Annotated in this window: 22 protein-coding genes and 1 riboswitch; of the genes, 16 read left to right on the top strand and 6 right to left on the bottom strand. The window is 67.9% G+C overall.

The window, feature by feature from the left end; genetic code table 11:
* The first annotated feature begins 28 nt into the window (after positions 1-28).
* From ACIP1U_RS25545 to ACIP1U_RS25525, 5 genes are all read left to right on the top strand, one after another.
* Entirely contained in the window at positions 29-976 is a 948-nt protein-coding gene (locus tag ACIP1U_RS25545; RefSeq protein WP_400321048.1) for an alpha/beta fold hydrolase, read from the top strand.
* Positions 977-1067: 91 nt separating this feature from the next.
* Complete coding sequence (locus tag ACIP1U_RS25540) at positions 1068-2960, top strand: bifunctional 3-(3-hydroxy-phenyl)propionate/3-hydroxycinnamic acid hydroxylase (RefSeq protein WP_400321045.1); 1893 nt, start codon at positions 1068-1070, stop codon at positions 2958-2960.
* A gap of 1 nt (position 2961) precedes the next feature.
* Entirely contained in the window at positions 2962-3915 is a 954-nt protein-coding gene (locus tag ACIP1U_RS25535; RefSeq protein ID WP_400321043.1) for a 3-carboxyethylcatechol 2,3-dioxygenase, read from the top strand.
* A 32-nt stretch (positions 3916-3947) separates the two neighbouring features.
* Complete coding sequence (mhpD, locus tag ACIP1U_RS25530; RefSeq protein ID WP_400321041.1) at positions 3948-4739, top strand: 2-keto-4-pentenoate hydratase; 792 nt, start codon at positions 3948-3950, stop codon at positions 4737-4739.
* 51 nt (positions 4740-4790) lie between these two features.
* Positions 4791-5825 carry a Bug family tripartite tricarboxylate transporter substrate binding protein gene (locus tag ACIP1U_RS25525; RefSeq protein ID WP_400321039.1) on the top strand — a complete coding sequence of 345 codons (1035 nt, stop codon included), beginning with the start codon at positions 4791-4793 and terminating at the stop codon, positions 5823-5825.
* A gap of 90 nt (positions 5826-5915) precedes the next feature.
* On the opposite strand, the gene ACIP1U_RS25520 is transcribed toward ACIP1U_RS25525, so the two are convergent.
* The 3 genes from ACIP1U_RS25520 to ACIP1U_RS25510 form a co-directional block, all read right to left on the bottom strand.
* Positions 5916-6812, bottom strand: coding sequence for an FCD domain-containing protein (locus tag ACIP1U_RS25520; protein ID WP_400321036.1), 897 nt, complete (start codon positions 6810-6812; stop codon positions 5916-5918).
* Positions 6813-6952: 140 nt separating this feature from the next.
* Complete coding sequence (locus ACIP1U_RS25515; RefSeq protein ID WP_400321033.1) at positions 6953-7561, bottom strand: glutathione S-transferase; 609 nt, start codon at positions 7559-7561, stop codon at positions 6953-6955.
* A 265-nt stretch (positions 7562-7826) separates the two neighbouring features.
* On the bottom strand, positions 7827-8780 hold the full coding sequence (locus ACIP1U_RS25510) for a LysR family transcriptional regulator (protein ID WP_400321031.1): 954 nt from the start codon (positions 8778-8780) through the stop codon (positions 7827-7829).
* 120 nt (positions 8781-8900) lie between these two features.
* On the opposite strand from ACIP1U_RS25510, the gene ACIP1U_RS25505 reads away from it, so the two are divergent.
* The 8 genes from ACIP1U_RS25505 to ACIP1U_RS25470 all read left to right on the top strand — a co-directional run bounded on the left by ACIP1U_RS25505 (position 8901) and on the right by ACIP1U_RS25470 (position 18569).
* Complete coding sequence (locus tag ACIP1U_RS25505) at positions 8901-10730, top strand: gamma-glutamyltransferase family protein (RefSeq protein WP_400321028.1); 1830 nt, start codon at positions 8901-8903, stop codon at positions 10728-10730.
* Positions 10731-10806: 76 nt separating this feature from the next.
* Positions 10807-11784, top strand: coding sequence for a Bug family tripartite tricarboxylate transporter substrate binding protein (locus ACIP1U_RS25500; protein WP_400321026.1), 978 nt, complete (start codon positions 10807-10809; stop codon positions 11782-11784).
* A 1-nt stretch (position 11785) separates the two neighbouring features.
* Entirely contained in the window at positions 11786-12346 is a 561-nt protein-coding gene (locus ACIP1U_RS25495; RefSeq protein ID WP_400321023.1) for a GAF domain-containing protein, read from the top strand.
* 81 nt (positions 12347-12427) lie between these two features.
* Positions 12428-12579: riboswitch (FMN riboswitch) on the top strand.
* A gap of 76 nt (positions 12580-12655) precedes the next feature.
* Complete coding sequence (locus ACIP1U_RS25490; protein ID WP_400321020.1) at positions 12656-13165, top strand: 6,7-dimethyl-8-ribityllumazine synthase; 510 nt, start codon at positions 12656-12658, stop codon at positions 13163-13165.
* A 183-nt stretch (positions 13166-13348) separates the two neighbouring features.
* A complete protein-coding gene (locus ACIP1U_RS25485; protein ID WP_400321018.1) occupies positions 13349-14092 on the top strand; it encodes a DUF3348 domain-containing protein in 744 nt (247 codons plus the stop codon).
* Positions 14093-14102: 10 nt separating this feature from the next.
* Positions 14103-17240 carry a DUF802 domain-containing protein gene (locus ACIP1U_RS25480; protein WP_400321015.1) on the top strand — a complete coding sequence of 1046 codons (3138 nt, stop codon included), beginning with the start codon at positions 14103-14105 and terminating at the stop codon, positions 17238-17240.
* On the top strand, positions 17237-17887 hold the full coding sequence (locus ACIP1U_RS25475) for an OmpA family protein (RefSeq protein ID WP_400321013.1): 651 nt from the start codon (positions 17237-17239) through the stop codon (positions 17885-17887). Before ACIP1U_RS25480 ends, ACIP1U_RS25475 begins: the two co-directional genes overlap by 4 nt.
* Positions 17880-18569: a DUF2894 domain-containing protein gene (locus ACIP1U_RS25470; RefSeq protein ID WP_400321010.1), complete on the top strand. Its 690-nt coding sequence runs from the start codon at positions 17880-17882 to the stop codon at positions 18567-18569. Before ACIP1U_RS25475 ends, ACIP1U_RS25470 begins: the two co-directional genes overlap by 8 nt.
* On the opposite strand, the gene ACIP1U_RS25465 is transcribed toward ACIP1U_RS25470, so the two are convergent.
* Positions 18566-19414, bottom strand: a complete 849-nt coding sequence (locus ACIP1U_RS25465; RefSeq protein ID WP_400321007.1) for an amidohydrolase family protein — start codon at positions 19412-19414, stop codon at positions 18566-18568. The genes ACIP1U_RS25470 and ACIP1U_RS25465 overlap by 4 nt on opposite strands.
* A gap of 121 nt (positions 19415-19535) precedes the next feature.
* Here ACIP1U_RS25465 and ACIP1U_RS25460 point away from each other — a divergent pair, with 121 nt between their 5' ends.
* Genes ACIP1U_RS25460 through ACIP1U_RS25450 form a run of 3 tightly spaced genes read left to right on the top strand, consistent with a single transcriptional unit; the run spans position 19536 to position 22354 of the window.
* Positions 19536-20285: a GntR family transcriptional regulator gene (locus tag ACIP1U_RS25460; RefSeq protein ID WP_400321004.1), complete on the top strand. Its 750-nt coding sequence runs from the start codon at positions 19536-19538 to the stop codon at positions 20283-20285.
* A gap of 38 nt (positions 20286-20323) precedes the next feature.
* Entirely contained in the window at positions 20324-21310 is a 987-nt protein-coding gene (locus ACIP1U_RS25455; protein WP_400321001.1) for a tripartite tricarboxylate transporter substrate binding protein, read from the top strand.
* Positions 21311-21364: 54 nt separating this feature from the next.
* Positions 21365-22354: a Bug family tripartite tricarboxylate transporter substrate binding protein gene (locus ACIP1U_RS25450; RefSeq protein WP_400320999.1), complete on the top strand. Its 990-nt coding sequence runs from the start codon at positions 21365-21367 to the stop codon at positions 22352-22354.
* A 244-nt stretch (positions 22355-22598) separates the two neighbouring features.
* Here ACIP1U_RS25450 and ACIP1U_RS25445 read toward each other — a convergent pair whose 3' ends face one another.
* Together ACIP1U_RS25445 and ACIP1U_RS25440 are read right to left on the bottom strand one after the other, a co-directional pair.
* A complete protein-coding gene (locus ACIP1U_RS25445) occupies positions 22599-23885 on the bottom strand; it encodes a hypothetical protein (protein WP_400320996.1) in 1287 nt (428 codons plus the stop codon).
* The coding region (locus tag ACIP1U_RS25440; protein ID WP_400320993.1) for a metallophosphoesterase at positions 23882-26492 on the bottom strand (2611 nt) is incomplete at its 5' end. The genes ACIP1U_RS25440 and ACIP1U_RS25445, both read right to left, overlap by 4 nt.

Genomic DNA, 26492 nt, shown 5'->3' with positions numbered 1-26492 from the left:
CACCCTGCCAAGAACCTGGAGACAACCAATGTCGACGCAAGCCGCCCCGGCCGCCGGCCCTACCGCCCCCACTACTTCCACCGCTGCCGCCAAGCCGTTCCAGAGCATCTGGGCCGACCTGCGCGGCGTCAGCTTCACCCAGGGCTGGCTCGATGCCGGCGGCATCCAGACACGCTACCTGCACGCCGGCGATCGCAGCAAACCCGCGCTGATCCTGCTGCACGGCGTTGGCGGCCACGCCGAAGCCTATGTGCGCAACCTGAAGGCACACGCCGAGCACTTCGACGTCTGGGCCATCGACATGATCGGCCACGGCTGGACCGACAAGCCCGATGGCCCGCGCGAGGTGTCTGCTTATGTCGACCACGTGATCCGCGTGCTCGATGCGCTCGGCATCGAGCGCGCCTCGTTCAGCGGCGAATCGCTGGGCGGCTGGGTCGCCTCGCAGTTGGCGATCGACCATCCCGAGCGCGTCGAGCGCCTGGTACTGAACACCGCCGGCGGCTCGCAGGCAGACCCCGTGGTGATGGAACGCCTGAAGACACTGTCGATGCGCGCGGTTGAAGACCCGAGCTGGGACTTCATCAAGGCGCGCGTGGAATGGCTGATGGCCGACAAGTCCAAGGTCTTCGACGACCTCGTCGCCACGCGCCAGGCGATCTATGCGCAGCCCGGCATGGTCGAGGCGCAGCGCGGCAACATGATCCTGCAGGACATGGAGACGCGCCAGCGCAACATCCTGCGGGCCGACGACTACGGCCGCATCCAGGCGCCGACGCTGGTGCTGTGGACCTCCGACGATCCCACCGCGGATGTGTCGGAAGGACAGCGCATCGCCACCATGATTCCCGGCGCGCTGTTCACGGTGATGGATGGCTGCGGCCACTGGCCGCAGTTCGAGGATGCCGAGACCTTTAACCGCATCCACCTGAACTTCCTGCTCGGCAAGCCGGTGCCCGAGGCCTCCACGGTCTGATGCGCTGCGCGCATCCCTGACGACTGGGCTGCGCGCATCCCTGACGGTCCGGGGCCACTCCCGGACACCACAACACAAAACGGAGACAGACATGACCCACGCCATCGCCATGGCGGGCGGCGACGCTCGTCCCGACACTGTCGATTGCGATGTCGCCATCGTCGGTGCCGGGCCGGTCGGCCTGATGATCGCCAATATCCTCGGCCTGCAGGGCGTCAGCGTGGTACTGGTGGAAAAGCTCCCGCAGATCATCGACTATCCGCGTGCCATCGGCCTGGACGATGAAGCGCTGCGCGTATTCCAGTCGGTCGGGCTGGCGCAGACGCTGCTGCCGCACACCACGCCCAATCACTGGATGCGCTTCGTCACCGCGAGCGGGCGCTGCTTTGCGTCGATCGAGCCGCGCACCGACGAATTCGGCTGGCCGCGCCGCAATGCCTTCATCCAGCCGCTGGCCGACCGCATCCTTTTCGAGGGCCTGCAGCGCTTCCCCCATGTGCGCACGCTGCTCGGCCACAGCGTGGCGTCGTTCACGCAGGATGAGCGCAGCGTGCAGGTCGATGCCGCCGACGAAGCCGGCCGGCCGGTGCGCATCCGCGCCGCTTACATGGTCGGTGCGGACGGCGGCAACAGCCTGGTCCGCCGTACGCTCGACATGCCGTTCGAAGGCCGCACCAAGGCCAACCAGTGGATCGTGGTGGACGTGCGCAACGACCCGATCGGCACGCCGCACATCTACATGCACTGCGACCCCGAGCGGCCCTATGTGTCGGCCGCGCTGCCGCACGGCATCCGTCGCTTCGAGTTCATGGTCATGCCCGGAGAGACCGAGGAAGAACTGTCGCGCCCCGAAAACATGGCCGCGCTGATCCGCAAAGTCGTCGCCGACCCGGACAAGGTCGACTACATCCGCAAGCGCGTCTATACCCACAACGCGCGCCTGGCGCGCGACTTCCGCGCCGGACGCGTGCTGCTGGCGGGCGATGCCGCGCACATCATGCCGGTATGGCAGGGCCAGGGCTACAACAGCGGCATCCGCGACGCCAGCAACCTGGGCTGGAAGCTGGCGATGGTGGTCAAAGGCCAGGCCGGCGCTGCGCTGCTCGACACCTACACCGCCGAGCGCCGCGCCCATGCGCGTTCAATGATCCACCTGTCGGAAGTGGCGGGCGATATCTTCGCGCCTGCCAGCCGCGCGGGCTCGGCGCTGCGCGATGGCCTCACCAAGGTGCTGAACCGCTTCCCCTCGGTCAAGCAGTACTTCGTCGAGATGCGCTTCAAGCCGATGCCGCGCTACGAGCAGGGTGTCGTGCTCTTGCCCGAAGGCCAGCGCCGCTTGCATCCCGGCCTGCTGGCCCGCTGGCTGGAGCGCTCGGGCAACTCCGCGCTGGGCCGCCTGCTGGGGCTGATGAGCGAGAAGCGCGAATCGCTGGTCGGCCGGCTGGTGCATGGCCGCGATCCGGCTGGCTATGCGGCTTACGCGCCGGTAGGCCGCATGTTCATCCAGCCGCTGGTGCGCACCGAAGCCAATACCGTCGAGCGCCTCGACGACGTGATCGGCAACCGCTTTGCCATCGTGGGCTGGGGCACTGATCCCACCTTCGGCCTGACGGCGCAGGCACGCGCGGTGTGGCGGCAACTCGGCGGCGTGTTCGTGCTGGCCAAGCCGGATCCGCAGCTCGACTACCGCGACGACGTGCCCGATGGCGTGATCGCCGTGGGTGACGTGGACAGCCGGCTCAAGGACTGGTTCGGCAACCAGCCCGACTCGGTGGTGCTGCTGCGGCCCGACCGCTTTGTCGCGGGTATGTGCTCGCCGCAGCAGGTCTCGGATTCAGTGGTGGCGCTGGCACGCAAGCTGGCCTTGCGCATGCCGGCTGCAGAGGAATCCGACACGCGTGCCGCCGCCCCTATCGTCGCACCTACGGCCGCGCCTGCGTACGACACGCAGGCCGCCGCCCGGCAGCTTGCCGCAGGAGCCTGACATGCCAATCCATCTCGAATGCCTGTCGCATACACCGCTGCACGGCTACTACGACCCCGCGCCGGCAATCGTGGCCGAAGTGGAGCGCCTGCAGGCCGCTGCGCGCGCCCGCGTCGAAGCTTTCGATCCCGAGCTGGTGGTGGTGTTCGCGCCCGACCACTACAACGGCTTCTTCTATGACGTGATGCCGCCGTTCTGCGTGGGCGTGGCGGCCAGCGCCATCGGCGACTTCAACAGCCTCGCCGGTCCGCTCGACGTACCGCAGGACGGAGCGCTCGGCCTGGCCGAAGCGGTGATGGCGCAGGACCTCGACGTGGCCGTGTCGTACCGCATGCAGGTAGACCACGGCTGCGCGCAAGCGCTGGAGGTACTGACCGGCGCGCTCGACCGCTACCCGGTGATCCCGGTCTTCATCAACTCGGTCGCGCCGCCAATGGCAAGCTGCCGCCGCGCGCGGCTGCTGGGCGATGCCATCGGCCGCTACCTGTCGGGCCTGGGCAAGCGCGTGCTGGTGGTCGGTTCCGGCGGCATCTCGCACGAGCCGCCGGTGCCGGAGATCGCCGGCGCCAGCGCGGAGGTCGCGGAACGCCTGATCGCGGGACGCAACCCGCCGCCGGCCTCACGCCAGGCGCGTCAGGAGCGCACCGTGGCCGCGGCACGGGCCTTTACCGGCGGCGACAGCCACCTGCATGCGCTCAACCCCGACTGGGACCACGCGTTCCTGGCGCTGCTCGCAAGCGGCGAACTGACCCGCGTCGACGGCATGACCAACGACGGCATTACGCGCGACGCCGGCAAGTCGGCCCATGAGGTGCGCACCTGGATTGCCGCCTTTGCCGCGCTCGCCGCGAGCGGCGCCTACCGCGCCGAACTGGACTACTACCGCCCGATCCCGGAATGGATTGCCGGCTTTGCGCTGATGCACGCCGCCCCTGCCCGCCCCCTTTTCCCGTGACCGCGCACCAAACCCATCGCAAGGACTCAGCCATGCCCGACCAGGAAACCATCCTCGCCCTCGCCGCCCGACTGCGTGAAGCCGAACGCGCACGCGCGCCGGTGGCGCCGCTGCGCGGCGAGATCGCCGCGGACGACGCCGCCACCGCCTATGCCGTGCAACGCGCCAACGTCGCCGTCTGGCAGGCCGCCGGACGCCGCGTGGTCGGCCGCAAGATCGGCCTGACCTCGCCCGCGGTGCAGCGCCAGCTTGGCGTGGACCAGCCCGACTTCGGCACCTTGTTCGCCGACATGGTCTACGGCGACGACGAGCCGATCCCGATGGCGCGCACGCTGCAGCCCAAAGTCGAGGCCGAGGTGGCGCTGGTGCTGCGCCGGGACCTCGACTTGGCCGATGCCACCGTGCTCGATGTGCTGGGCGCGGTGGACTACGTGCTGCCGGCGATCGAGGTGGTCGGCAGCCGCATCGCCAACTGGGATATCTCGTATGTCGACACGGTGGCCGACAACGCGTCCAGCGGGCTGGTGGTGATCGGCGCGGTGCCGGTGCCGCTGGCTGGCCTTGACCTGAAGGCGGTGGAGATGGAAATGCGGTGCGGCGACGAACGCGTCTCGCACGGCAATGGCGCCGCCTGCCTGGGCCATCCGCTCAATGCCGCGGTGTGGCTGGCGCGCAAGCTCGCCAGCCTGCGCGACCCGCTGCGCGCCGGCGACCTGGTGCTGACCGGGGCGCTCGGGCCGATGGTGCCGGTGCAGGCCGGCAAGACCTATGCAGCGCATATCACCAGCGTCGGCACCGTGCGCACAAGGTTCGCCGAGGGCTGACACGCCAGCCGAAGCGTTCAACCCATAACGACAGAGAAACCGGAGACAACCATGCAACGCCCCCATCGCAACCATCGCCTGATCGCCAGGCTGCTCGCCCCCTTCGCCATTGGCGCCGCTTTCGCCGCCCTGGCCGCCCTGACCGCCCTGACCGGCAACGCCGGTGCGGCCACGGCGCAAGCGCCTGCCTTCCCCAACCGCCCCGTCACCATCGTGGTCCCGTTCCCGGCGGGCGGCATCACCGACATGATCGCGCGCCAGGTCGCGCAGCAGATGCAGAGCGACCTCGGCAAGCCTGTGATCGTGGAAAACCGCCCCGGCGGCGGCGGGCAGATCGCCGCGCTGGCGGTCAAGCGCGCCGAGCCGGATGGCCACACGGTATTCGTCGCGGCCACCGAGATGTTCGCGATCAACCCGGGCCTGTACCGCAATTTCTCGTACGACCCGCTCAAGGACTTCAAGCCGGTGACGGCGCTGGCGGCCTCGCCGCTGGTACTGGTGGTGCCGCAGAACAGCCCGGCCAATTCGGTAAAGGACCTGGTGGCACTGGCCAAATCGCGCGCGGACGGGGTCAATTACGCTTCGCAGGGCATCGGCTCGATCGGCCATCTGCTCGGCGGCCTGTTCGGTGACAAGACCGGTGGACAGTTCACCCACGTTGCCTACAAGGGCTCGGCCCCCGCGCTGCAGGACGTGATGGCGGGCCAGGTCGACATGATGTTCGACCCGGTCATCACCACCTCGCCGCTGATCAAGGGCGGCAAGGTCAAGGCGCTGGCGATCGCGTCGAGCAAGCGCTCGCCCAGCCTGCCCGATGTGCGCACGCTGGCCGAGCTGGGCGTGCCCGGCCTGGATGCCGGCGTGTGGTTCGGCATGGTGGTGCGCAGCGGCACGCCCGATGCCGTGGTCGCACGGCTCAACGAATCCGCGTTGAAAGCACTGAAGGCCCCGGAAGTCGCCAAGCGGTTTGCCGACCAGGGTCTTGATCCGATGCCGATGAGCCCGCAGCAGTTCGGCACCTTCCTCGCCAGCGAAAGCACGCGCTGGACCCCACTGGTCAAGGCCAGCGGCGCCAGCGTCGAGTAATCTATCCAAGGAGAGTCCCTATGACGCGCAAGCTCAAAGCCGCCATCATCGGCTCGGCAATATCGGCACAGACCTGATGATCGCAGCCCGTCAAGGCTCCAGCAGCCGGCTGATCTGCGCCAGCGCGTTGAGCGTGTGCTGCAGGTGCTCGCGCATCGCCTCCGAGGCTTCCTCGTTGCGCTCGCGCGCGAGCAGGTCCAGCACGTGCAGGTGCTGCCTGGCGTGTTCGGGATAGCGCTCGCGGTCGCGCATCGAGCGGTAGGACAGCAGCCGGCGCACGCGGTTGACGCGCCGGATGGTGTCGATGAAGAACGGGTTGCCCGACGCCTCGACCAGCGTTTCGTGGAAGCGCACGCCGCGGTCGTGCAGCTGGTCGGCGCTGTCGGTCTCGATGCCGCCTTCCAGCAGGTGCCGCTCGGCGGCGCGCAGCCGCTCGATGGCCTGTGGCTCGAGCCGGTAGGTGGGCTCGAGCAGCGCGGCCGGCTCCAGCGCCAGCCGCAGCCGGTAGGACTGCAGCAGCGAATCGGGCGTGGTCAGCATCGACGAGAACTCCCAGCCATAGCCAGGCTTGCGCTCGCCCCACCCCTCCTGCGCAATCCGCTTGAGCACGGTGCCGAGCTGGGTGGCGGTCAGGCCGTAGTGCTGCCGCAGGTGCTGCTCCGAAACCTGCGTTTCCAGCGTGCCCTGCAGCAGGTCTTCGGCAATCTGGAAATACGCCGCGGTGGCCGGGTCGGGCTCGACCAGGCCCAGCTGCGTTGCAAACTCCGCTGCCGGCGCCGCCACCGGCTGCGCCAGGAAGAAGCCGCGGTTCTTCTCGCGCGTGAGCACGCCCTTCTCGTGCAGCAGCGCGAGCGCCTCGTTGACGGGCGAGCGCGATACGCGCAGCTTGTCGGCCAGCATTTGCGCCGGCAGGTGCGCGCCGACCGGCAGGCCTTCGGCCTGGATCAGCGCAACGATCTGGGTGGCAATGGATCGGTCGTGGTTCATGGTCTGCGGACATGGCGCGGCTTGCATTGGGCGCCGGGGCGCTGCCTGTGGTGGCGGCGTCACCCGGCAAAGCCGGCCAGGCGGGAGCGATGGGTGCGTCAGAAGCTTACCGCAATCGGCGACCGGGCTCCCGCGAGCTGTCAGGCGTGGGGCAGCGCCGTGAAGGCAGTGAAGCTTTCCAGCTGCGCCGCGAGCGCCGCCAGTGCCGGGTGCGCCGCCCGGTCGACGTGACCGGGCAGTAGCGCCTGGGTGAAGGTCCACACCACGCCGGCAGTCAGCGTGGCCTGGTTCACGGCAGTCTCATCGGCCGGCACGGGCATGCGGGCGATCTCGTCTTCCAGCAGTGCAAAGGCGCTGGCACGCTGGCCGTCGACGCGCTCCACCCACGGCTGGTGCACCTTCTCCGCCGGCCGCAGGTTGTGCTCGTACACGTGCTGCACGGTTTTTTCGCTGGCCGCCAGCGCCAGGCCGATGGTGCGCAGCGCGCGCTGGCGCTCTTCCAGCGCAGCCGGCATCAGGCTGCGGCCGGACAGCGCTTCGGCGTAGTCGATGATCAGGGTCGAGTCCATCAGCACCACGCCGTTGTCGCACACCAGCGACGGCGCCTTCACCACCGGGTTGATCGCGCGGAACTGGTCGAAGGTGCGGAACACGGAGATGGATTCGTGGGTGAACGGCAAACCCAGCAGGCGCAGCGTGATGGCGGCACGGCGGACGTAGGGGGAATCGAGCATGCCGATGAGTCGCATGGGTTTTTCTCCGGGTTGGGGTTGAAGGTATTGCGGGACGCAAAGTTGCTTATGATCGCCGACACGCCGCAGGCCCGCCAGTGGTTTGCTCCCCTCTCCCGCGAAGTGGGAGAGGGGCCGGGGGAGAGGGCGGGCGCTGGCAGCACTGAAGCGCTGCACTCCGTGGATGCGCCGGCCCTCTCCCCCGCCCCTCTCCCGCGCGCGGGAGAGGGGAGCGTATGCGGGGGGCGGTAGCAAGCTCTGATGACTGCGCAAAGCCGGCGCCCTATCCCTCCTCCCACCGCAATGTCCCCAACGCCGCCACCAGCGACACCACCACATCGTCCTCCAGCGCCTGCCGCCGCCACATCACCCCCACCGGCGGCAAGTCCCAGCTCAGTGCATGCGGCAAGACCGCCGCGCCTCCGCCTTCGACCAGCTCCCCGGCCACCGCGCGCGGCACGATGGTGGTGGCCGCCGCATGGTTGCGCAGCAGTGTGGCCATGGTCTTGATCGAGTAGGTCTCGACGATCGGCACCGGCTGCGCGACGCCGGCCACCGCGAAAATGGTGTTGATGGTGCGCCGGATCGGCGTGTTCGGCGGCGGCAGGATCCAGTCGCGTTCGGCCAGCCGGTGCCAGTCGAGCAGCCCGCGCCCGAGCCGGCCGGCGGCCGCGGCGGGCACCACCAGCGCCGGCTCTTCGCGGTAGAGCGGCTGCTGGGCGATGTCCGCGCCGGGCGCGTAGAAAGTCCGCGCCACCACGCAATCCAGCTCATGTTCGCGCAGCGCCGCCACCAGCTCGTCGGTGGTGCCCTCTCGCACCAGCACCGAGACCCGCGGCGACTGCGTCAGGCCGAAGCTGCAGGCCGCATCGAGCACGGCGCGGCTGATGAACGGGATCACGCCGATGCGCAGCCGCCCCGACATGCCTGCGCCGATCGCCGCCAGCTCGCGCCCCAGCGCATCGGTATCCGCCAGCGTCAGCCGCGCATGCGCCAGCACCGCCCGGCCCGTGGGCGTGGGCTCCAGGCCGCGCCGGGTGCGGGTGAACAGCGGCACCATGAAGATGTCCTCGATCTCGCGCAGGGTCTTGGTGATGGCGGGCTGCGACAGGTTCAGCTCGGCCGCCACGCGCGACACCGAGCGCTGGCGCTCCAGCGCCAGCAGCAGCGGCAGGTGCCTGAGGCGCAGGCGCGAGACGAGGTTGTGGACCAGCTTGTCGGAGGCGGCAATGGACACGGGAATCCTGCAACGGGGCGCAAGGGTCATATTACCAAAGCGTAATACAACAATAACTAATCAGACGCTCGCGGTTATTTCCCAATCCTATACTGGCTCGCATCACCGGAGCTGCAATCCATGTTCACCACCCGTCCCGAAATCGTCGGCACCTTTGGCGTTGCCGCCTCCACCCACTGGCTGGCCACGCAGACCGCCATGGGCGTGCTCGAACGCGGCGGCAATGCCTTCGATGCCGCGGCGGCGGCCGGCTTTGTACTGCAGGTGGTCGAGCCGCACCTGAACGGCCCCGGCGGCGAAGTGCCGATCCTGTTCTGGAGCGAGCGCGAGCGCCGCATGCGCACCCTGTGCGGCCAGGGCCCGGCACCGGCGCTTGCCGATCCCGCCGCGCTGCGCGCGCAGGGCCTGGAACTGATGCCCGGCATCGGCCTGGTGCCCGCCGCCGTTCCCGGCGCCTTCGGGGCGTGGCTGACGATGCTGCGCGATCACGGCACGTGGTCGCTGGCCGACGTGCTGGCGCCCGCCATCGGCTACGCGCGCGACGGCTTCCCGCTGGTGCCGCGCATCTCGCGCGCGATCCTGGCGGTGCAGGCGCTGTTCCGCGACGAATGGCACAGCTCGGCGGCCACCTGGCTGCCGGACGGCAAGGTGCCGCGCCCCGGCAGCCTGCATACGCTGCCGGTGCTGGCCGATACCTACACCCGCATCGTTGAAGATGCCCAGCGCCGCAGCAACAGCCGCACCGCCCAGATCGACGCCGCGCTGGACTGCTGGTACCGCGGCTTCGTCGCCGAGGAAATCGACGCCTACTGCCGCAACACGCCGGTGCGCGACACCACCGGCGACAAGCACACCGGCCTGCTGCGCTACGACGACATGGCCGGCTGGACCCCCGAGGAAGAGAACCCGGTCACACTCGACTTCGGCCGCTACACGGTGGCCAAGTGCGGCATCTGGAGCCAGGGGCCGGTGTTCCTGCAGCAGCTGGGCATGCTGCGCCACGCCGGGCTGGCGCGGCATGCGCCCGATTCTCCCGAATTCGTGCACCGCATTGCCGAAGCCACCAAGCTGGCCATGGCCGACCGCCTGGCCTGGTACGGCGATCCCGACTTCACGCCGAGCCCGCTTGCCGCGCTGCTCGACGACGGCTACCTGTCCGCGCGCGCGCAGCGCATCGGCGAGCGCGCGGCGCTGGCCATCGATCCCGGCACGCTCAACGGCACTGCGCCGCGCCTGCCCGACCTGGGCGCGGCCGAGCGCACGCTGCGGCAAGCCGACGTGCGCTTCGGCGTGGGCGAACCGACCTTTGCCGAACTGCCGCCGGTGGCCGAATGGGCCGAACGCGAACTGTTTGTCGGCGATACCTGCCATATCGACGTGATCGACCGCCACGGCAACATGGTCGCGGCCACGCCGTCGGGTGGCTGGCTGTCGTCGAGCCCGACCATCCCGGCGCTCGGCTTCGCGCTCAATACCCGCCTGCAGATGACCTGGCTGGAGCCTGGCCTGCCCAACACGCTGGCCCCCGGCAAGCGCCCCTGCACCACGCTGTCGCCGTCGCTGGCGCTGCGCGACGGCGAGCCCTACATGGTGTTCGGCACCCCGGGCGGCGACCAGCAGGACCAGTGGTCGCTGGCATTCTTCCTGCGTCATGCGGTGCATGGCATGAACCTGCAGGAAGCGATCGACGCTCCCGCCTGGCATATCGACCATTTCCCGGCATCGTTCTGGCCGCGCCAGACCGTGCTCAACCGCATCAGCGTGGAATCGCGCTTCCCGGCGGCAACACTGGCGGCGCTGCGCGAACGCGGGCATGAGGTGCGCGTAGGCGAACCCTGGTCCGAAGGCCGCATGTCGGCATGCTCGCGCGAACGCGACGGACGCGGGCGGCTGGTGCTGCGCGCCGGCGCCAATCCGCGCGGCATGCAGGGCTACGCCGTGGGCCGTTGACCGAGGTGTCGCTGACGAATTCGATGCATGACAGCGGACCGCATCAGGTCCGCGCCAGTACCAAGGAGGAAGGAAAATGCGCGCAGTACTGAAAACCCTGCTGGGCGGCGTGGCCGCGCTGGCGATGTGCCTGGCGGCCCCGGCCGGCGCCAGCGAAGCCTGGCCGCAGAAGCCGATCACGCTGATCGTGCCGTGGGCCGCCGGCGGCTCGACCGATATCCTGGCGCGCGTGCTGTCCGAGCACCTGACGCGCTCGCTCGGCCAGCCGGTGATCGTCGACAACAAGCCGGGCGCATCCGGCAACATCGGCTCGGCCATGGTGGCCCGCGCCAGGCCTGACGGCTACACGCTGCTGGTCGGCTCGATGAGCACCCACGCCATGAACCCGGCGCTGATGTCCAACATGCCGTTCCGCGGCGTGGATGACTTTACGCCGCTGGGCCTGCTGGCGTACGTGACCAACACCATGGTGGTCCACCCGTCGGTGCCGGCGCAGAACGTCAAGGAACTGGTGGCCTACGCCAAGGCCAATCCGGGCAAGCTGGCCTACGCCAGCGCAGGGCCAGGCTCCACCAACCACCTCAGCGCGGTGCTGTTCGAGAAAATGGCCGGCATCCAGATGCTGCACGTGCCGTACAAGGGCGGCGCGCCGGCGGTGGTCGATACCGTGGCCGGGCAGACCCAGCTGCTGTTCTCGGCGGGCACGCAGACGCTGCCGCACGTCAAGGCGGGCAAGCTGCGCCTGCTGGCCGTGACCGAGAGCAAGCGCTCACCGCTGCTGCCCAACGTGCCGACCGTGGCCGAGACCCTGCCCGGCTATGAGCTGGCAGTCTGGTACGGCGCCTTCGGGCCCAAGGGCATGCCCGCCGAGCTGACGGCGCGGCTCAATCGCGAGATCAATACCGTGATGGCGCTGCCTGAGGTGAAGGCCAAGATGAACGCGATCGGCGTCGAAACCGCGACCTCCACGCCGCAGCAGTTCGCCACCATCCTGCGCCGCGATGCCGACCGCTACGGCAAGCTGATCCGCGAACTGGGCATCCAGGGGGAGTGAAGTGAGCCAGCCAACGCACTCCGCCCTGCCCCCCGTCCCGCAAGCCGGTGCACCGCTGGAAGACCCTGGCTCGCTGATCGCGCAGGTCAATTTGCTGTGCGACGCGCTGCGGCAGGCGCGCGGACCAGCCGCGGCGCTCGATGCCATCGGCGCGGCCACGCTGCGCACGCTCGGTCCCGGGTTGCTGACGATCAATGCCTGGCATGCGGACGTGCACCGGATCGAACGGCTATGGTCCTCGGACACCGGCGCCTACCCGGTCGGCGGGCACAAGACCAAGGGCGACAGCCCGTGGCGCCGGCAATTGCTGGAGCGTGGCGAAGTCTTCGTCGGCGAGGGCGATGACGCACTGGCGGCGGTGTTCGACGACGTGCAAGTGATCCGCACGCTCGGCTGCACGGCGGTGGTCAACGTGCCGCTGTGCTGCCAGGGCTCGGTGATCGGCACCTTCAACTACCTGGCCGACCGCGCCATCTGGTCGGCAGCCGAGGTGGCTGCGCTCAGGCTGCTGGCGGCGCTGGCGGTGGCTCCGGTGCAGGCGCTGACCGCTGCGTGCCCCTGACAAAAGCGTCCGCCAACGCCGAACGCTACTCTGCGGTATGATTCCCCCGCCGCGTTGAACGCACAACTAAGCACAACGCGGCAACGTTCTCAGGGCAGGGTGAAAGTCCCTACCGGCGGTGAAGGCGTCTGACGCACAAGCCCGCGAGCGCCCGGCATGCCCACATGCCGGGGTCAGCAGATTCGGTTCAAATCCGAAGCCGACGGTGATAGTCCGGATGAAAGAGAGCGAGCCACAATGCCCCCCGTCTTCACGGGGGCAAGTCTCGTGCGCCCTGATTCTGGCCAACTCCATCCGTACAGGAACACCATGAATCAGCCTGTCTCCGCTTTCCAGCGCGCCACCGCACCCGCGGCCGGCTTTTCCTTCCCCGACGGCAAGCGCATTGCCTACATCCATGCCCAGTGGCATGCCGATATCGTCCATCGCGCGCGCGACGCGTTCGTGGCCGAAATGGCAAAGCTCGGCGTCACCGCGGATGTCATCGACATCTACGATGTTCCCGGGGCCTTCGAAATCCCGCTGCATGCGCAACGGCTCGCCAGGTCAGGCAAGTACGCCGCCATCGTCGCCAGCGGCTTTGTCGTCGACGGTGGCATCTACCGGCATGAATTCGTCGCCGATGCCGTCATCAGCGGCCTGATGCGCGTCCAGCTTGACACCGAAGTCCCCGTGTTCTCGGCCGTGCTGACCCCGAAGAGCTTCCACGAGCACGACGAGCACCATCGCTTCTTTGCCGAGCATTTCGTGGTCAAGGGCCGCGAGGCGGCGCAGGCATGCATCCGCACGGTCGCGTCGCTGCAGAAGCTCGCGGCCTGAAGCGCTGAAGGGCTGTGCCGCGCTGTTCATTTCCGCGGCATGTTCAGGAATCATGACCAGCGGGATTTGCTGAACAGCACGGCCCGCCCACGGCGGCATCCGATGCCGCCGCTCCCCTCCCCCCGGATACTGCCGTCTCCCTCCCCGAGGCGTGTAAACTGCTGGCTTTTTTAATCCCGCGGTATGTCCCAAGAGCCCCGGCGCACAGGTTTCAGCGGTCCGACGCTAGTCCGGCTGCTGGCGCGCCTGACCGACGCCGACGCCCCACCTCCTGCAACGTCACTTTCCGGCCAGCTGAGCCAATGGCTGGGCTGGCCGGATGCGATCGCCCTGTCGGCGGCGCTGAAAGCCGGGCCGCCCGCGGCGCCGGCCGTCGCACATGCCTCCGGCGCCACCGCTGAAGAGCAGGAGTGCGCGCGCGTGCGCGGGGCGCTGGCCGATGCCATCGCCGGGGACAACGCCCTGACGGCGCGCAGGCGCGGCCCTGGACGGCCATCGGCGCTGGCAGAGGCGGTGGATGCGCAGGTGGACTACGCCATCTATCGCCACCGCTACGTGTCGCAGCAGCAGGCCATGGAGACCGCGATCGGCGCGCTGCGCGGGCGGCTGCGGGCGGCCTTGTCGACGCGCGCGCCGGACATGGCCCGGCTGGCGATGGTCGATGCCGTGATGGAGCGCGTGCTGGGCGCGCGCGAGCAAAGCGTGCTCGGCAGCGTGCCGACCCTGCTGGAAGGGCATTTCCAGCGTTTGCGCCAGGCGGAAGCTGCGGCGCTGGCCGAAGCGCAGGCCGCCGCGGCGCCGGCGCCGGCCACGCCCGGCGCGTGGCTGGCCGTGTTTCGCAAAGATATGCAAAGCGTATTGCTGGCCGAGCTGGACATACGCTTCCAACCCGTCGAAGGATTGCTCGCCGCCCTGCGCGGCAGCTGACCAGGACACCATGAACCGATACTTCTTCCATCTTGTTGTTTTCCTGGCGGGCCTGGCGGCCGTGTGCTGGATTGCCGCCGGCTATGCGGGCTCGAATGCGCTGGCGTTGTCGGTCACGCTGCTGATCGGCGCCTGCTACGTGGCCGGCGCGCATGAACTGCTGCGCTACCGGCAGGCCACGCTGGGGCTGGCGCAGGCGGTGCAAGGCCTGTCCGAGGCGCCGGCAAGCCTGGATGGCTGGCTGGAGCGCCTGCCCGCAGGGCTGCGCAACGCCGTGCGCCTGCGCGTCGAGGGCGAGCGCGTGGCGCTGCCGGGTCCGGCGCTGACGCCGTACCTGGTCGGCCTGCTGGTGCTGCTGGGCATGCTCGGCACGTTCCTGGGCATGGTGTCGACGCTGCGCGGCACCGGCATGGCGCTGGAAACCGCGACCGACCTGCAGGCGATCCGCGCGTCGCTGGCGGCACCGGTGAAGGGGCTTGGCTTCGCCTTCGGCACCTCGGTGGCCGGCGTGGCCACGTCGGCCATGCTGGGCCTGCTGTCGGCGCTGTGCCGGCGCGAACGCGTGCAGGCCGCGCAGGCGCTCGATGCGCGCATTGCCAGCACGCTGCGCCCCTATTCGCGCAGCCACCAGCGCGACGAGTCGTTCCGCATGCTGCAGCGCCAGACCGATGCCATGCCGGCGCTGGTCGACCGGCTGCAGGCCATGATGGCGACCATGGAACAGCAGAACCAGGCCATGGCGCAGCGCCTGGCGGCCAATCAGGAAGCCTTCCACGGCAAGACCGAAGCGGTGTATACGCAGCTGGCCGCCTCGGTCGGGCAATCGCTGAAAGACAGCGTTGCCGACAGCGCGCGCGCCGCCGGGACGGCGATCCAGCCGGCCGTAGAAGCTACCATGGCGGGCCTGGCGCGCGAGACCGCCGCCATGCGCGACGCCGTCACGCAATCCGTGCAGCAGCAGCTCGAAGGCATTTCGGCGCGCTTCGAGACGTCGACCGCCGGCGTCGCCGGGATCTGGAACGAGGCGCTGGCCAGCCAGCAGCGCAGCAACGAAGCCCTGGCGGGCGCATTGCGCGGCGCGCTCGAGGGCTTTGCGCAGACGTTCGAGCAACGTTCGGCCGGCCTCATCGAGCAGGTGGCGGCCCGCCTGGAAACCACCTCCGCCAGCACCGCGCAGGCGTGGACCGAGGCCCTGTCGCAGCACGCCCGCACTGGCGAGAAGCTCGCCGCCGACAACCAGCAGGCGCTGGCCGCCGCCACGGCGGCATTCGAACAGCAGGCAGCGTCGCTGGTGCGCACCGTGGGCCAGTCGCATGCCGACCTGCAGGCGGGCCTGGCATCGCATGACGAACAGCGCCTGGCCGCGTGGGCCGGTACGCTCGGCAGCATGACCGAGGCGCTGCGCCAGCAGTGGGACCAGGCCAGCGCGCAGGCCGCGAGCCGCCAGCAGGAAATCGGCGAGACGCTGGCGCAGACCGCGCGCGAGATCTCCGCGCAGGCGCAAGCGCATGCCAGCGGCACCATCGCCGAGATCGAGCGGCTGGTGCAGGCCGCCGCCGACGCACCCAAGGCGGCGCTCGCGCTGCAGGCCGAACTGGCCGCACGCGACGAACAGCGACTGGCCGCGTGGACGGATTCGCTCGGCGCCATGGCTACGGGCCTGCGCGAGCAATGGGAACAAGCGAGCGAGCAAACGGCGCATCGCCAGCAGGAGATCTGCACGGCGCTGGCGCAGACTGCAACTGACATCTCTGTCCAGGCGCAGGCCCATGCCAGCGGCACCATCGCCGAGATCGACCGGCTGGTGCAGGCCGCCGCCGACGCGCCCAAGGCCGCGCTGGCCATGCAGGCCGAACTGAGCGCGCGCGACGAACAACGCCTCGCCGCCTGGACCGAAGCGCTTGGCAACATGGCCACCGGACTGCGCGGGCAATGGGAACAGGCGAGCGCGCAGGCCACGAGCCGCCAGCAGGAAATCTGCGCCGCGCTGGCGCAGACCGCCAGCGACATCTCGGCACAGGCGCACGCCCACGCCAGCGGCACCATCGCCGAGATCGACCGGCTGGTGCAGGCCGCGGCCGACGCGCCCAAGGCCGCTCTCGCGCTGCAGACCGAACTCAGCACGCGCGACGAACAGCGCCTGGCCGCCTGGACCGAAGCCCTTGCCGCGATGGCCGCCACGCTGCGCCAGGAATGGCAGCAGGCCGGCGCGCAGACCGCCACCCGCCAGCAGGAAATCTGCGCAGCCCTGGCGCACACCGCACAAGCGATTTCCACCGAAACGCAGGCGCACGCCAGCGGCACGCTCGCCGAGATCGAGCGGCTGGTGCGGGCCGCCGCCGAGGCACCCAAGGCCGCCGCCGCGCTGCAGGCCGAACTGGCCGCGCGCGACGAACAGCGCCTGGCGGCCTGGACCGGCCACCTCGACAGCATGGCCACATCGCTGCGCAAGCAATGGGAACAAGCCGGCAACCATAGCGCCAGCCGCCAGCAGGAGATCTGCGACACCCTGGCGCAGACCGTGCGCGACATCACGGCGCAGGCCGAGGCGCACGCAACCGGCACCATCGCCGAAGTCGCGCGCCTGATGCAGGCGTCCGCCGAAGCCCCCAGGGCCGCGGCCGAAGTCATCGCCGAACTGCGCCAGAAGCTCACCGAAGGCATAGCCCGCGACAATGCCATGCTGGAAGAACGCAGCCGCATGCTGGAAACGCTGGGGACGCTGCTCGACGCCGTGAACCATGCCTCCACCGGCCAGCGCGCCGCAGTCGACACGCTGCTCGCGACCACGTCCGAGCTGCTGGAACGCGTCGGCGGCCGCTTCACCGAGCAGGTCGAGTCCGAGACCGGCCGCCTGGCACAGGCTGCGGCGCAGGTCACCGGCAGCGCCGTCGAAGTGGCGAGCCTGGGCGAAGCCTTCGGCGTGGCGGTGCAGATGTTCAGCGCGTCCAACGACAAGCTGTCCGAGCAGCTGCAGCGCATCGAGGCCGCGCTCGACAAGTCGATGGCGCGCAGCGATGAGCAACTGGCCTACTACGTGGCGCAGGCGCGCGAGGTGGTCGACCTCAGCATGCTGTCGCAGAAGCAGATCCTGGAAGACCTGCAGCAGCTGGGCGGCCGGCAGGCAGCGCGCGCAGAGGCGGCATGAAGGACGATGACATCGACGCGGGCACCGAGCCGACGGTACCGGCCTGGGCAGTCTTTGGCGACCTGATGTCGGTGCTGCTGGGCGCGTTCGTGCTGGTCCTGCTGGGCGTCATCGGCGTGCAGCTCGAACTGTCGGCGCGGCTTGAGGACGAGGTCCGGCAGCGGCAGGAAGAGGCGCAGCGCCGCCAGACGCTGGAGCAGGCGCTGGCCGGCCCGCTCGCCGCCGGGCGGGTGACGCTGGTGAACGGCCGCATCGGCATCAGCGGCAGCGTGCTCTTTGCCTTGAACTCCGACCAGTTGCAGCCCGAAGGCCGTGAGCTGTTGCGCAGCCTGGCCGCGCCGCTGTCGGCCTACCTGCGCACGCGCGACGAAATGCTGATGGTCAGCGGCTTCACCGACGACCAGCAGGTACGCGAGAGCAACCGCCGCTTCGCCGACAACTGGGAGCTGTCGGCGCAGCGCGCGCTGACCGTGACGCGCGCGCTGATCGATGCGGGTGTGCCTCCCGCGTCGCTGTTCTCGGCGGGATTCGGCTCGCAGCAGCCGGTCACCGCCAATACCGATGCCGCGGGCCGCGCGAAGAACCGGCGTGTGGAAATCGCGCCGGTGCCGCGCGTGACCATGGGAACGGGGAAGCCTCGTGGCTGAAGACGTCGCCGCAAGCGCGCGCGCGCAGCTCGACGCCTGGCGCGACAGCGATGCCGCCGGCGTCGATCCGGTGCGCTTCCGGCTGATCGAAGCGCTGGTGCGGCGTTCGGCGGACCATGATGGCGCTGTGCGGCAGATGCTGGATGCGCGGCTGGCGGCGCTGGTCGAAAGCTACCGCGAGGCCGTGGCGTATGACACCGCGCGGCGCGAAGCGGCCGCAGCATCGGCACAGGATGCAACCGCGGTAGCGGCGGGCACGCTTGCCAGCCTGGTCAGCTACATCAAGGCCCATGCGCGCGCCGCCGACCGCGCCGCTGAACCCGCCCTTGCACCGCGCGCCATCGCACCGGTGCGCGCGCTGCGTCCCGAACCCGAGCCGGAACTGGTCGACTATTTCCGCGACACGTGGTCGCGCGTCAGTGTCAGCCGCCAGCTGCGGCAGTCGCAGGCGCAGTTGCCGGGCAATGCCGGCCCGCTCAATTCCGACCACCTCGTGCATCGTGCGCTGACGCTGATGCACAAGCTGTCGCCAGGCTACCTGGAGCAGTTTTTCTCGTATGTCGAGGCGATGGCGTGGCTGGAACAACTGCATCGCGGTGGTGCACCGGCCGAGAACGAAGCGGCGCGGGCCACGAGCGCAAAAAAGACCACCCGCAGCAAGCCGCGAAAGCCGGCGGGCTAGTCCGCCGCCCCTGGCGCGATCGCAAACCCGTAAAGCGCCGCGGCATTGCGCCAGCGCAGCGCTTCGTTCAGCAAAGCATCCGGCAGCGCGGTGCCGGTCCAGCGGCTGATTTCGCTGCACTCTCCCGCCCGCTCCCCGGCTTCATGATTGGTCCACGGCCAATCGCTGCCCCAAAGCAGCCGATCGGCGCCGACCACTTCCAGCCAGCGCTGCGCCAGTTCGCGCCACGCCGCCGGCGCCACCAGCCGGTACGGGGCACTGCATTTGACCCATACCTGCCGGCGTCCCCTCACCGCAGCGGCTACGTCAAACACCGGATCCGCCACTCCCGCGGCGCCCGGCCTGCCAAAGTGGTCTAGCACCACCGGTACGTCCCCCTCGCCCAGCGCGGCATCCAGCGCGGCCAGCATTGCGCTGCCGTCGCCGTTGTCCGTATGGAGCTCGACATGCCAGCCCAGCGCGGCGATACGCGCGAACAATGCGCGCCACGGCGCTGAACCGATGCGCTGCCAGCCGGGATCGCGGTAGAGGTTCAGCCGGATGCAGCGCACGCCGGCATCGTCCAGCTCACGCAATGCTGCATCGGATACGTCAGGATCGACCGCCGCGACGCCGCGCAGCCGCGCCGGCATGGCGCGCAGCGCCGCAAGCAGCGCCGTGTTGTCAGTACCGAGGAAGCTGGTCTGCACCACCACCCCGAACGGATCGCCAAGCGCCCCGGCCAGGCGCTGCCAGTCCGGCAGCGTGGCGGCGTATGGGGGCCGATAGCGGGCGGAGGGCGCTGCCGGGCCGGCATCGAAGATATGGAAGTGGCAATCCACCACCGGGGTTGCGCTTTGATTCATTGGTCTGCCCTGCTGTGTCCACGGGTAATTCCGGATAGGGGAAGCAAGCCCGCGTCAGTATTCTAGTCCTCTAGAGGATATGAATAACAATTTAGCACGGTTCCAGACCGATGGACAACCGATGGCGGACATTGACCAGCTTCAGAAAATCACCAGCGCGGCCGGCCTGAGCCGATATGGCCAGATCGCCGCACAGCTCCAGGCGCGCATCATTTCCGGCGACTGGCCGCCGGGCGAGGCGATACCCGCCGAGGGCGCACTGGCGAAAGAGTTCGGCATCGCGCTGGGGACGATCCGACAGGCGATCGCCGTGCTGGTACAGGAAGGGCTGCTGGAACGCGTGCAGGGCCGGGGCACCTTTGTGCGCAAGGGCCTGACCGGCGCCAGCCTGATGCGTTTCTTCCGCTTCGGCGGCGCCGACGGCGCCGCCACGGTGCCCCGCTCGGAGATCCTGTCGTGCCGCGCCGCGCGGCTGGACAAGGCCATGGCGCAACGCTTCGGGCTGCCATCCGGAGCGCGCGGCCTGGCGATCACGCGCCGCCGCTGGCTGGATGACAAGCCGCGCCTGCTGGAATCGATCTGGCTGCCGCTGCCGCGTTGCGAAGCGCTGCAGCAGTTGCCGGTATGGGAATGGGGCGACCTGCTGTATCCGCTGCTCGGCAGCCAGTGCGGCATCACCGTGCACCGCGCGGTCGACGAGGTCACTTTCCGCACGCTGGCGCATGACGAGGCCGAGTTGCTGGAACTGCCGGATGCGCACCCGTGCGCGGTGGTGACCCGGCATGCCTTCGACCTGCGCGGCACCTGCATCGAATACCGGCTGACCCGGGGCGATGCCTTTGCTTTTCGCTATACGGCGGACATCCGCTAGCCATCCGATACCCGATCCGCATCCGAGGAGACAGTTTCATGCATTCCATCAAGGCGATGGCCGCGGCCATTGGCGCCACCGGCATCCTGCTGCAACCTGCACCGGCGCACGCAGCCGAGAGCGCGGCCACGTGGCCGTCCCGGCCCATCACGATCGTGGTCACGTATCCGCCGGGCGGCGGCGCCGACCTGATGGCACGGCTGATCGCGCCGGGCCTCGGCCGCGAACTCGGCCAGTCGGTGGTGGTGGAGAACCGCCCCGGCGCCGGCGGCCAGATCGGCGCGGCCTATGTCGCCAAGGCGGCGCCGGACGGCTACACGGTGATGGTCGACGCCTCTTCCTACGCCGTGAATCCCAGTCTCTATGCCAGGCTGCCCTACGATCCGGCCAAGGCGTTCAAGCCCGTCGGCGTGCTGGCGCGCTATCCCAATGTGCTGGTTTCCACGCCCAGCTTCCCGGCCGCCAAGGTCGGCGACGTGCTGGCGATGGCGAAGCAGAAGCCGGGCGAGGTGGCGTTTGCCTCCTCCGGCAATGGCTCGGCGCAGCACCTGGCGGGCGCGCTGTTCGAACAGCGCGCGGGGGTGGACCTGCTGCACGTACCTTACAAGGGCGGCGGCCCGGCCATGACCGACGTCATCGCCGGGCAGGTGCCGCTGTTCTTCGCCAACGTTGCCTCGAGCCTGCAGCACATCAAGGCCGGCAAGCTCAAGCCGCTGGCGGTCACCAGCCACCAGCGCACCAGCGCGCTGCCGGGCGTGCCGACGATGCAGGAGGCCGGCGTGCCCGGCTATGAAGTCTATGAGTGGAACGCGGCCTTCCTGCCGGCGGCCACGCCCGAACCGATCGTCGCCAGGCTCGCGGACGCGCTGCAGAAGGTCATGCACAGCCCCGAGACGCGGCAACGCGTGGCCGAACTGGGCGGCGAGGTGGTGGCCGCGCCGCCGGCACAGGCGCAGCAGTTCATCGACGGCCAGGCCCGGCTGTGGGCCAAGGTGATCAAGGACGGCAACGTCAAGCCCGAATGATCGCGGGCATCGGCTTCCCGCGCGACAACGACTGAGACATTCACGGAGACTCACATGACCCGCATCAACCCCGTCCGCCGCCAACTGCTGCAAGCCACGGCAGCACTTGGCGCCAGCGCCCTCTTCCCCACGCTCGCCCGCGCTCAGGCGTGGCCGTCCAAGCCGGTCCGGCTGGTGGTGCCGTTCGCGCCCGGCGGCAGCTCGGAAATCGTCGCGCGCTCCACCGCGGCGGAGCTGACCAAGCTGCTGGGCGTGTCGGTCTTCGTGGAAAACAAGCCAGGCGCCGCCGGCAATATTGCCATGGGCGAAGTGGCGCGCGCAGAAGACAACCATACGCTGATCCTCGGCCACATCGGCACGCTGGCGGTGAACCCGTTCATCTTCCCCAAGCTGCCGTACGATCCGGTCAAGGACTTCCGCCCGATCTCGCTGCTGTCCAAGGTCCCGAGCCTGTACGTGGTGCATCCCGACGTGCCGGCGAAGAACCTGAAGGAATTCGTTGCGCTGGCCAAGAGCAAGCCCGGCAAGCTCAACTACGGCTCCGCCGGCAATGGCAGCGCCGGGCACCTGGCATTCGAATACCTGAAGGCAGCGACCGGCACCTTCATCACGCACGTGCCCTACCGCGGCAGCGGTCCGCAGATCACCGACCTGCTCTCCGGGAGGCTGGAAGCGGCCGCCGTGGGCGCGCCGGCGATCCTGCAGTTCATCAAGACCGGCAAGGTGCGCTGCATCGCCACCGGCACCACGCAGCGCATGCCGCAACTGCCGGATGTGCCGACGGTGGCCGAGCAAGGCTATCCCGGCTTCGAGATGACGCAATGGTATGGATTGCTCGCGCCCGCAACACTGCCGCAGCCGGCTGCCGACAAGCTGGCGGATGCGACCATCAAGGCAGTCAAGAGCCAAAGCTCGGTCGAGCGGCTGAGCGCGGATGCGGCCATCGTGGTGGGCAATACGCCAGCGGAGTTTGCGCGGTTTATTGCGCAGGAGCAGCAGCGCTGGAAGCCGATCATCGCGCGGGCGCAGATCAAGCCGGATTGAGCTGGCGTCTGGGAAGACTCTCTGGGCGCTCCCTCTCCCGCAAGCGGGAGAGGGAGCAAACCGCCGGCGGCGCTTACTCGATCGTCACCTTGCCGTCCTTCACCAGCTTCGCGAACTTCACCGTCTCATCCTGGAAGCGGCGCGCGAATTCCTTCAGCGTGCTGGAAATCCGGCGACTTCACGATCCCGTGATGACCAGCTCATTCCCTTTGGGCATTTGTCTGTCGTCCCCACGCCAACCACCTCAAAGGTTGATATTGCTGTCCTTGGTCACGATCTGCTGACCGGTGTAGCGCACCAGTCCGCTTGCGTCGAGCTTCTGTACCTGGACGCCGGTGAAATCGATGGCCTTGACGATGGCGGTATCACGCAGAGTCAACGAGCCAATCTTGCTGGTGACAAAGCTGGCCTTTTCTCCTTCATACTTGTCGATCAGGACGCTGGCGGATTCGAGCATGAGAGAAGCATTGGGGATCGTGCAATGGCGAATGACCGTGGAGTCATACCCTCCCATGATCTGGCAGCCTCGGGAGATGTTGGTCAGCTTGTTGTCCACGATGTCGTTCACTCCCCAATCATCCCGCCCGCATTCAATGTTCTCCAGGACAACGGATCTCAGGTTCTTCCGATTCTCAGGTGAGATACCACAATCGAGCGAGCGATAGCGCGCCTCGTATCCTTCGGGGCTGATGCTGACACCCCGGAACCGGCTGTTGCGGATGGTGATGGAGCGCGCATTCTCAAACATGTCGACCATGGCGCGCGCCTGAACCCCCTCGATCAGCACGTCGCCTTGCACGTCTGAGAGGCCGATCTTGAGAATGTCGAACTGGCTGTTGCGGATCGTGAGGCCGGTGAGGGACGAGCGGGACAATCTTGTCCGGCCCTTGAAGGTGCAATTTTCGATCGTCACAGTGGCATAAATCCATTGACCCTTTTCAAACGTGCCGTTTTTCAAATCGACGCTGCCGAACTTGCAGTCGCGGTAGATAACGACGCTGTCGCCACTGACATCCATGTACTGGCCGGTGCAGCGCTCGTATGAAACATCTCCGTTGAAGTAGATGGAGCCGTATTGATTCACGTCTGGGTTCTTGGCGCCAAAATCGCATTCCACAAAGCGCACATTCTTGCCCCCAGCCGCCATCAGATAGGCCCCGCCCAGCGTGTCACTGCGCGCGAACAGCACATCTTCCATGGTACGGGCTTGGAAGTTCGAGCCCGGAAACTGGCAGTGCTCGAAGACGCAGTTTTGGATCAGCGACAGGTGGATGACTCCATAGAAGATGCAGTCATAGAAGTGGACATTCTCCCACGCCTTGTCATAGAAGTCCGTGCCACCCAAACCGAAGTCGGCACCGCTGATTCTCAACCGCTGGTCGCCCAATGCCGCACGGCGCTTGGCGGGGTCCATCAGCAAGGCATACTCGTGAGGCATGGCCTCGATGTTCTTGGCAGTCATTCGGGTGCATCCGGTAATTGTGAGGCTGGCCATGCCGAGCATGGCGAGGAACTGGCGGCGGGTGCTCATCTGTCTACGCGAGTGGCAATTCTCGGGTCGGGATACCGACTCTTGCTCAGCGTCTCGTGTAGCCAATCCCAATCCGGCACTTCCCCTTGCTCGCCCAACCGCCGACGCAACACTGGGACAAGCCTGGGACCACCCTTCCAGGCAGTCTTCCAAGTGGTGAAGTCGACCGGAAAGAACCACGGGTCGAGCTTGAAATGATCCGCCGGGAGCCCCTTGGGCGCCTGGAGCTTGACCTCACAGAACCAGCGGGTGGTATCCGCCAGAAGCGGATTCTGTAACGCAGCGATTTCAGCCTGCCTGCCGGCAGGCAGTGTCATCTCATAGATGCCGCTTTGCGGTGCCGCGGCTGGGCTCTCAAAGGCTGAGCTCCCAGCGATGTGCCGGAACTTGAGCACGGTATCAAAGGGAATCCATCCCCCGTCAGGCTGATTCGCGGTCTTGCCAAAACCCCACAACCGAACCCCCGCAATGCACGCCAGCCGGTGCGTCTTCGGGCCGACGACCATGAAAAGGCTATTCCCTTTGGCGGGCTCCCAATGGAGCACGAGCTCGATCTTGCTGATGTGCATATAATCCAGCGCCACCGCCAGCCGCGGTTGCGCGCTGCCTTTGGTATAGGCAACCTGGCGGAAGGGGACTTTGGCCGATGGATCGTAGAGCGTGCCCGAAGGCGGGGTCAGAGTCCAGCCGCCCAGCTCGTCGTTCAGGTTCTGCACGCCGATCGGTCCGCCACAGGAACTGACAATGAACTTGGTCTTGCCAGCTTCAATGGCATTGGCCGCATGCGCGGGCTGCAATCCCGGATCGAAGGCGCTCTCGATCTTCACGGCGTTGCCACTGCGCGCCGTGGTGTAGACCCCAGCACGATGCGAATGCCCGCTGAAATGCACGTCCACGCCGCCGTTCCTGGACTGGTTGGCACAGTTCTCGAAGAACCAGCGAACGTTGCGCTCGCAGGTGCCCATGTTGTTGAAGTTCCAGCCGCCGCTGTTCTCCCCCGGCATGGTTTTCTCGGATAGTGAATCAGCGGGTACGATCCAGCGGTCGGGCGCGGAGAATGCCACCTTGAGGTCGTAGCTGACGAAGGTGAAGTGCGAGAAGAGCAGCATCTGCGCCCTGTACTTTCTTTTGGCCAGGCGGGTTGTCCAGTCCAGCAGGACACGCTGCGCATCACTGATGGCCTGTTTGGCGCGCGGCAAGATGCCAGTGCCCTGCTTGTCGGCCTGTAGCGGCAAGCAGCCCGACAGATTGACGTATTCTTCCTCCGTGCCCCAATCCAGGCCAAGCATGCACTGTCCGCCATAGACATGGCGCCAGTCGGAGAGCGGCGTGAACAACGTAAAGAACCAGTCGTAGTGGCCAGCATCGAAGTTCCTGGCGGTGAGGACCTGGGGGTAGGTCGGTCCATAAGCCAGGCAGGCCTCGTAGAGGGTCAGGTTGTGATCGGCGGCGATGCCATCGTTGGCTTTCGCCTCGACAAAGTCGCTGGCGCGGCGTGCGTCGGCGTAGACATCCGTCGGGTTGCGGGTGAGATCAACGTCCTTGCCGGCCCCGGCCATGCCCTTGTACTTGGCTGCGGCGCTGACAAGGCCCGCGGCCCCGAGATTGACTGGCCGCAGGCCATGCGGTGCATTGCCGAAGCCGCCTTCGTCCTCCAGCACGCCGGCAGCCAGCACCCAGGCGTTCTGGCGCGGCGAGATCCCATAGGGCACCTGATAAGCCTCGTGATTGCCGGTGGTCAGAAACACCGGCAGGTTCAGGTCGCGATAGGCGTGGCGCAGCAGCGAATAGACCAGCATGTCGTCCATGCCGCGCTTGTAAAGCCTGCCATCGCGGATCTTGTTCAGGACGTTGAAGGCCTTCCATTGTTCGCCGATGCTGTTCGATGGTACGGCGCCGGGGTCCAGGTTGCGGTTGAAGTCCAGCAAATCCCCCGTGATGACCAGCGCATCCGCTTTGGGCATTTGATTGTCCCCTGTTGCAAAGCGATTCACGAGACCATGCAGCGCCTCGAAGCTGTTGCACAGGCGGGAAGCGGGCGGGGAGTCCGGCGTACCAGGCGCGGCAGCGCCGCCGGGCAGTTCCAGCAGATGGGCCGGTGACTTTGCCAGCGCGTTCTGGCGCACGTTGACATGGACATCGGACAGATGGCCAATCCTGAGTTGCGCGGCTTTGCCGCGGATCACCGGGTGCCAGGCCATCAGACGATGATTGCTGTCCGAGATCTGCCTTGGCAGTGCGTTGCCTGGCAATTCTGACGACAGGTCAAACTCGTACAGGCTGGGATAATGATTGCGCTGCGAATTGGCCTTCTGCCGGTCCAGGAAATCAAGGATGACCTGGTCCTGGTACTCCCACATCTCGATGCCCGCCAGTTCCGGGCGCTGCGCATACTTATGCGGCACCGGCACCATCCAGGCGAACGTGTGCATGGCGCTCAAGCCCGCCCCACCCGGCAGCCTGGACAGGTCAATTTCGATCTCATAGATGTGGCTGAGTCCCGGATACATCTTCACCGTGGCAGGACGAATGATGGCCACCGGCTCGCCGTGGTGGTTGACCATCAGTCCGCCCCGGAACTCCCCGACCTGCCACACGCGCACCGCC

It is taken from the genome of Cupriavidus sp. NPDC089707, assembly GCF_044748965.1.
GTDB lineage: Bacteria > Pseudomonadota > Gammaproteobacteria > Burkholderiales > Burkholderiaceae > Cupriavidus.
The sequence above is the reverse complement of the archived record's forward strand: the minus strand, read 5'-3'. Positions and strand labels throughout refer to the sequence as shown.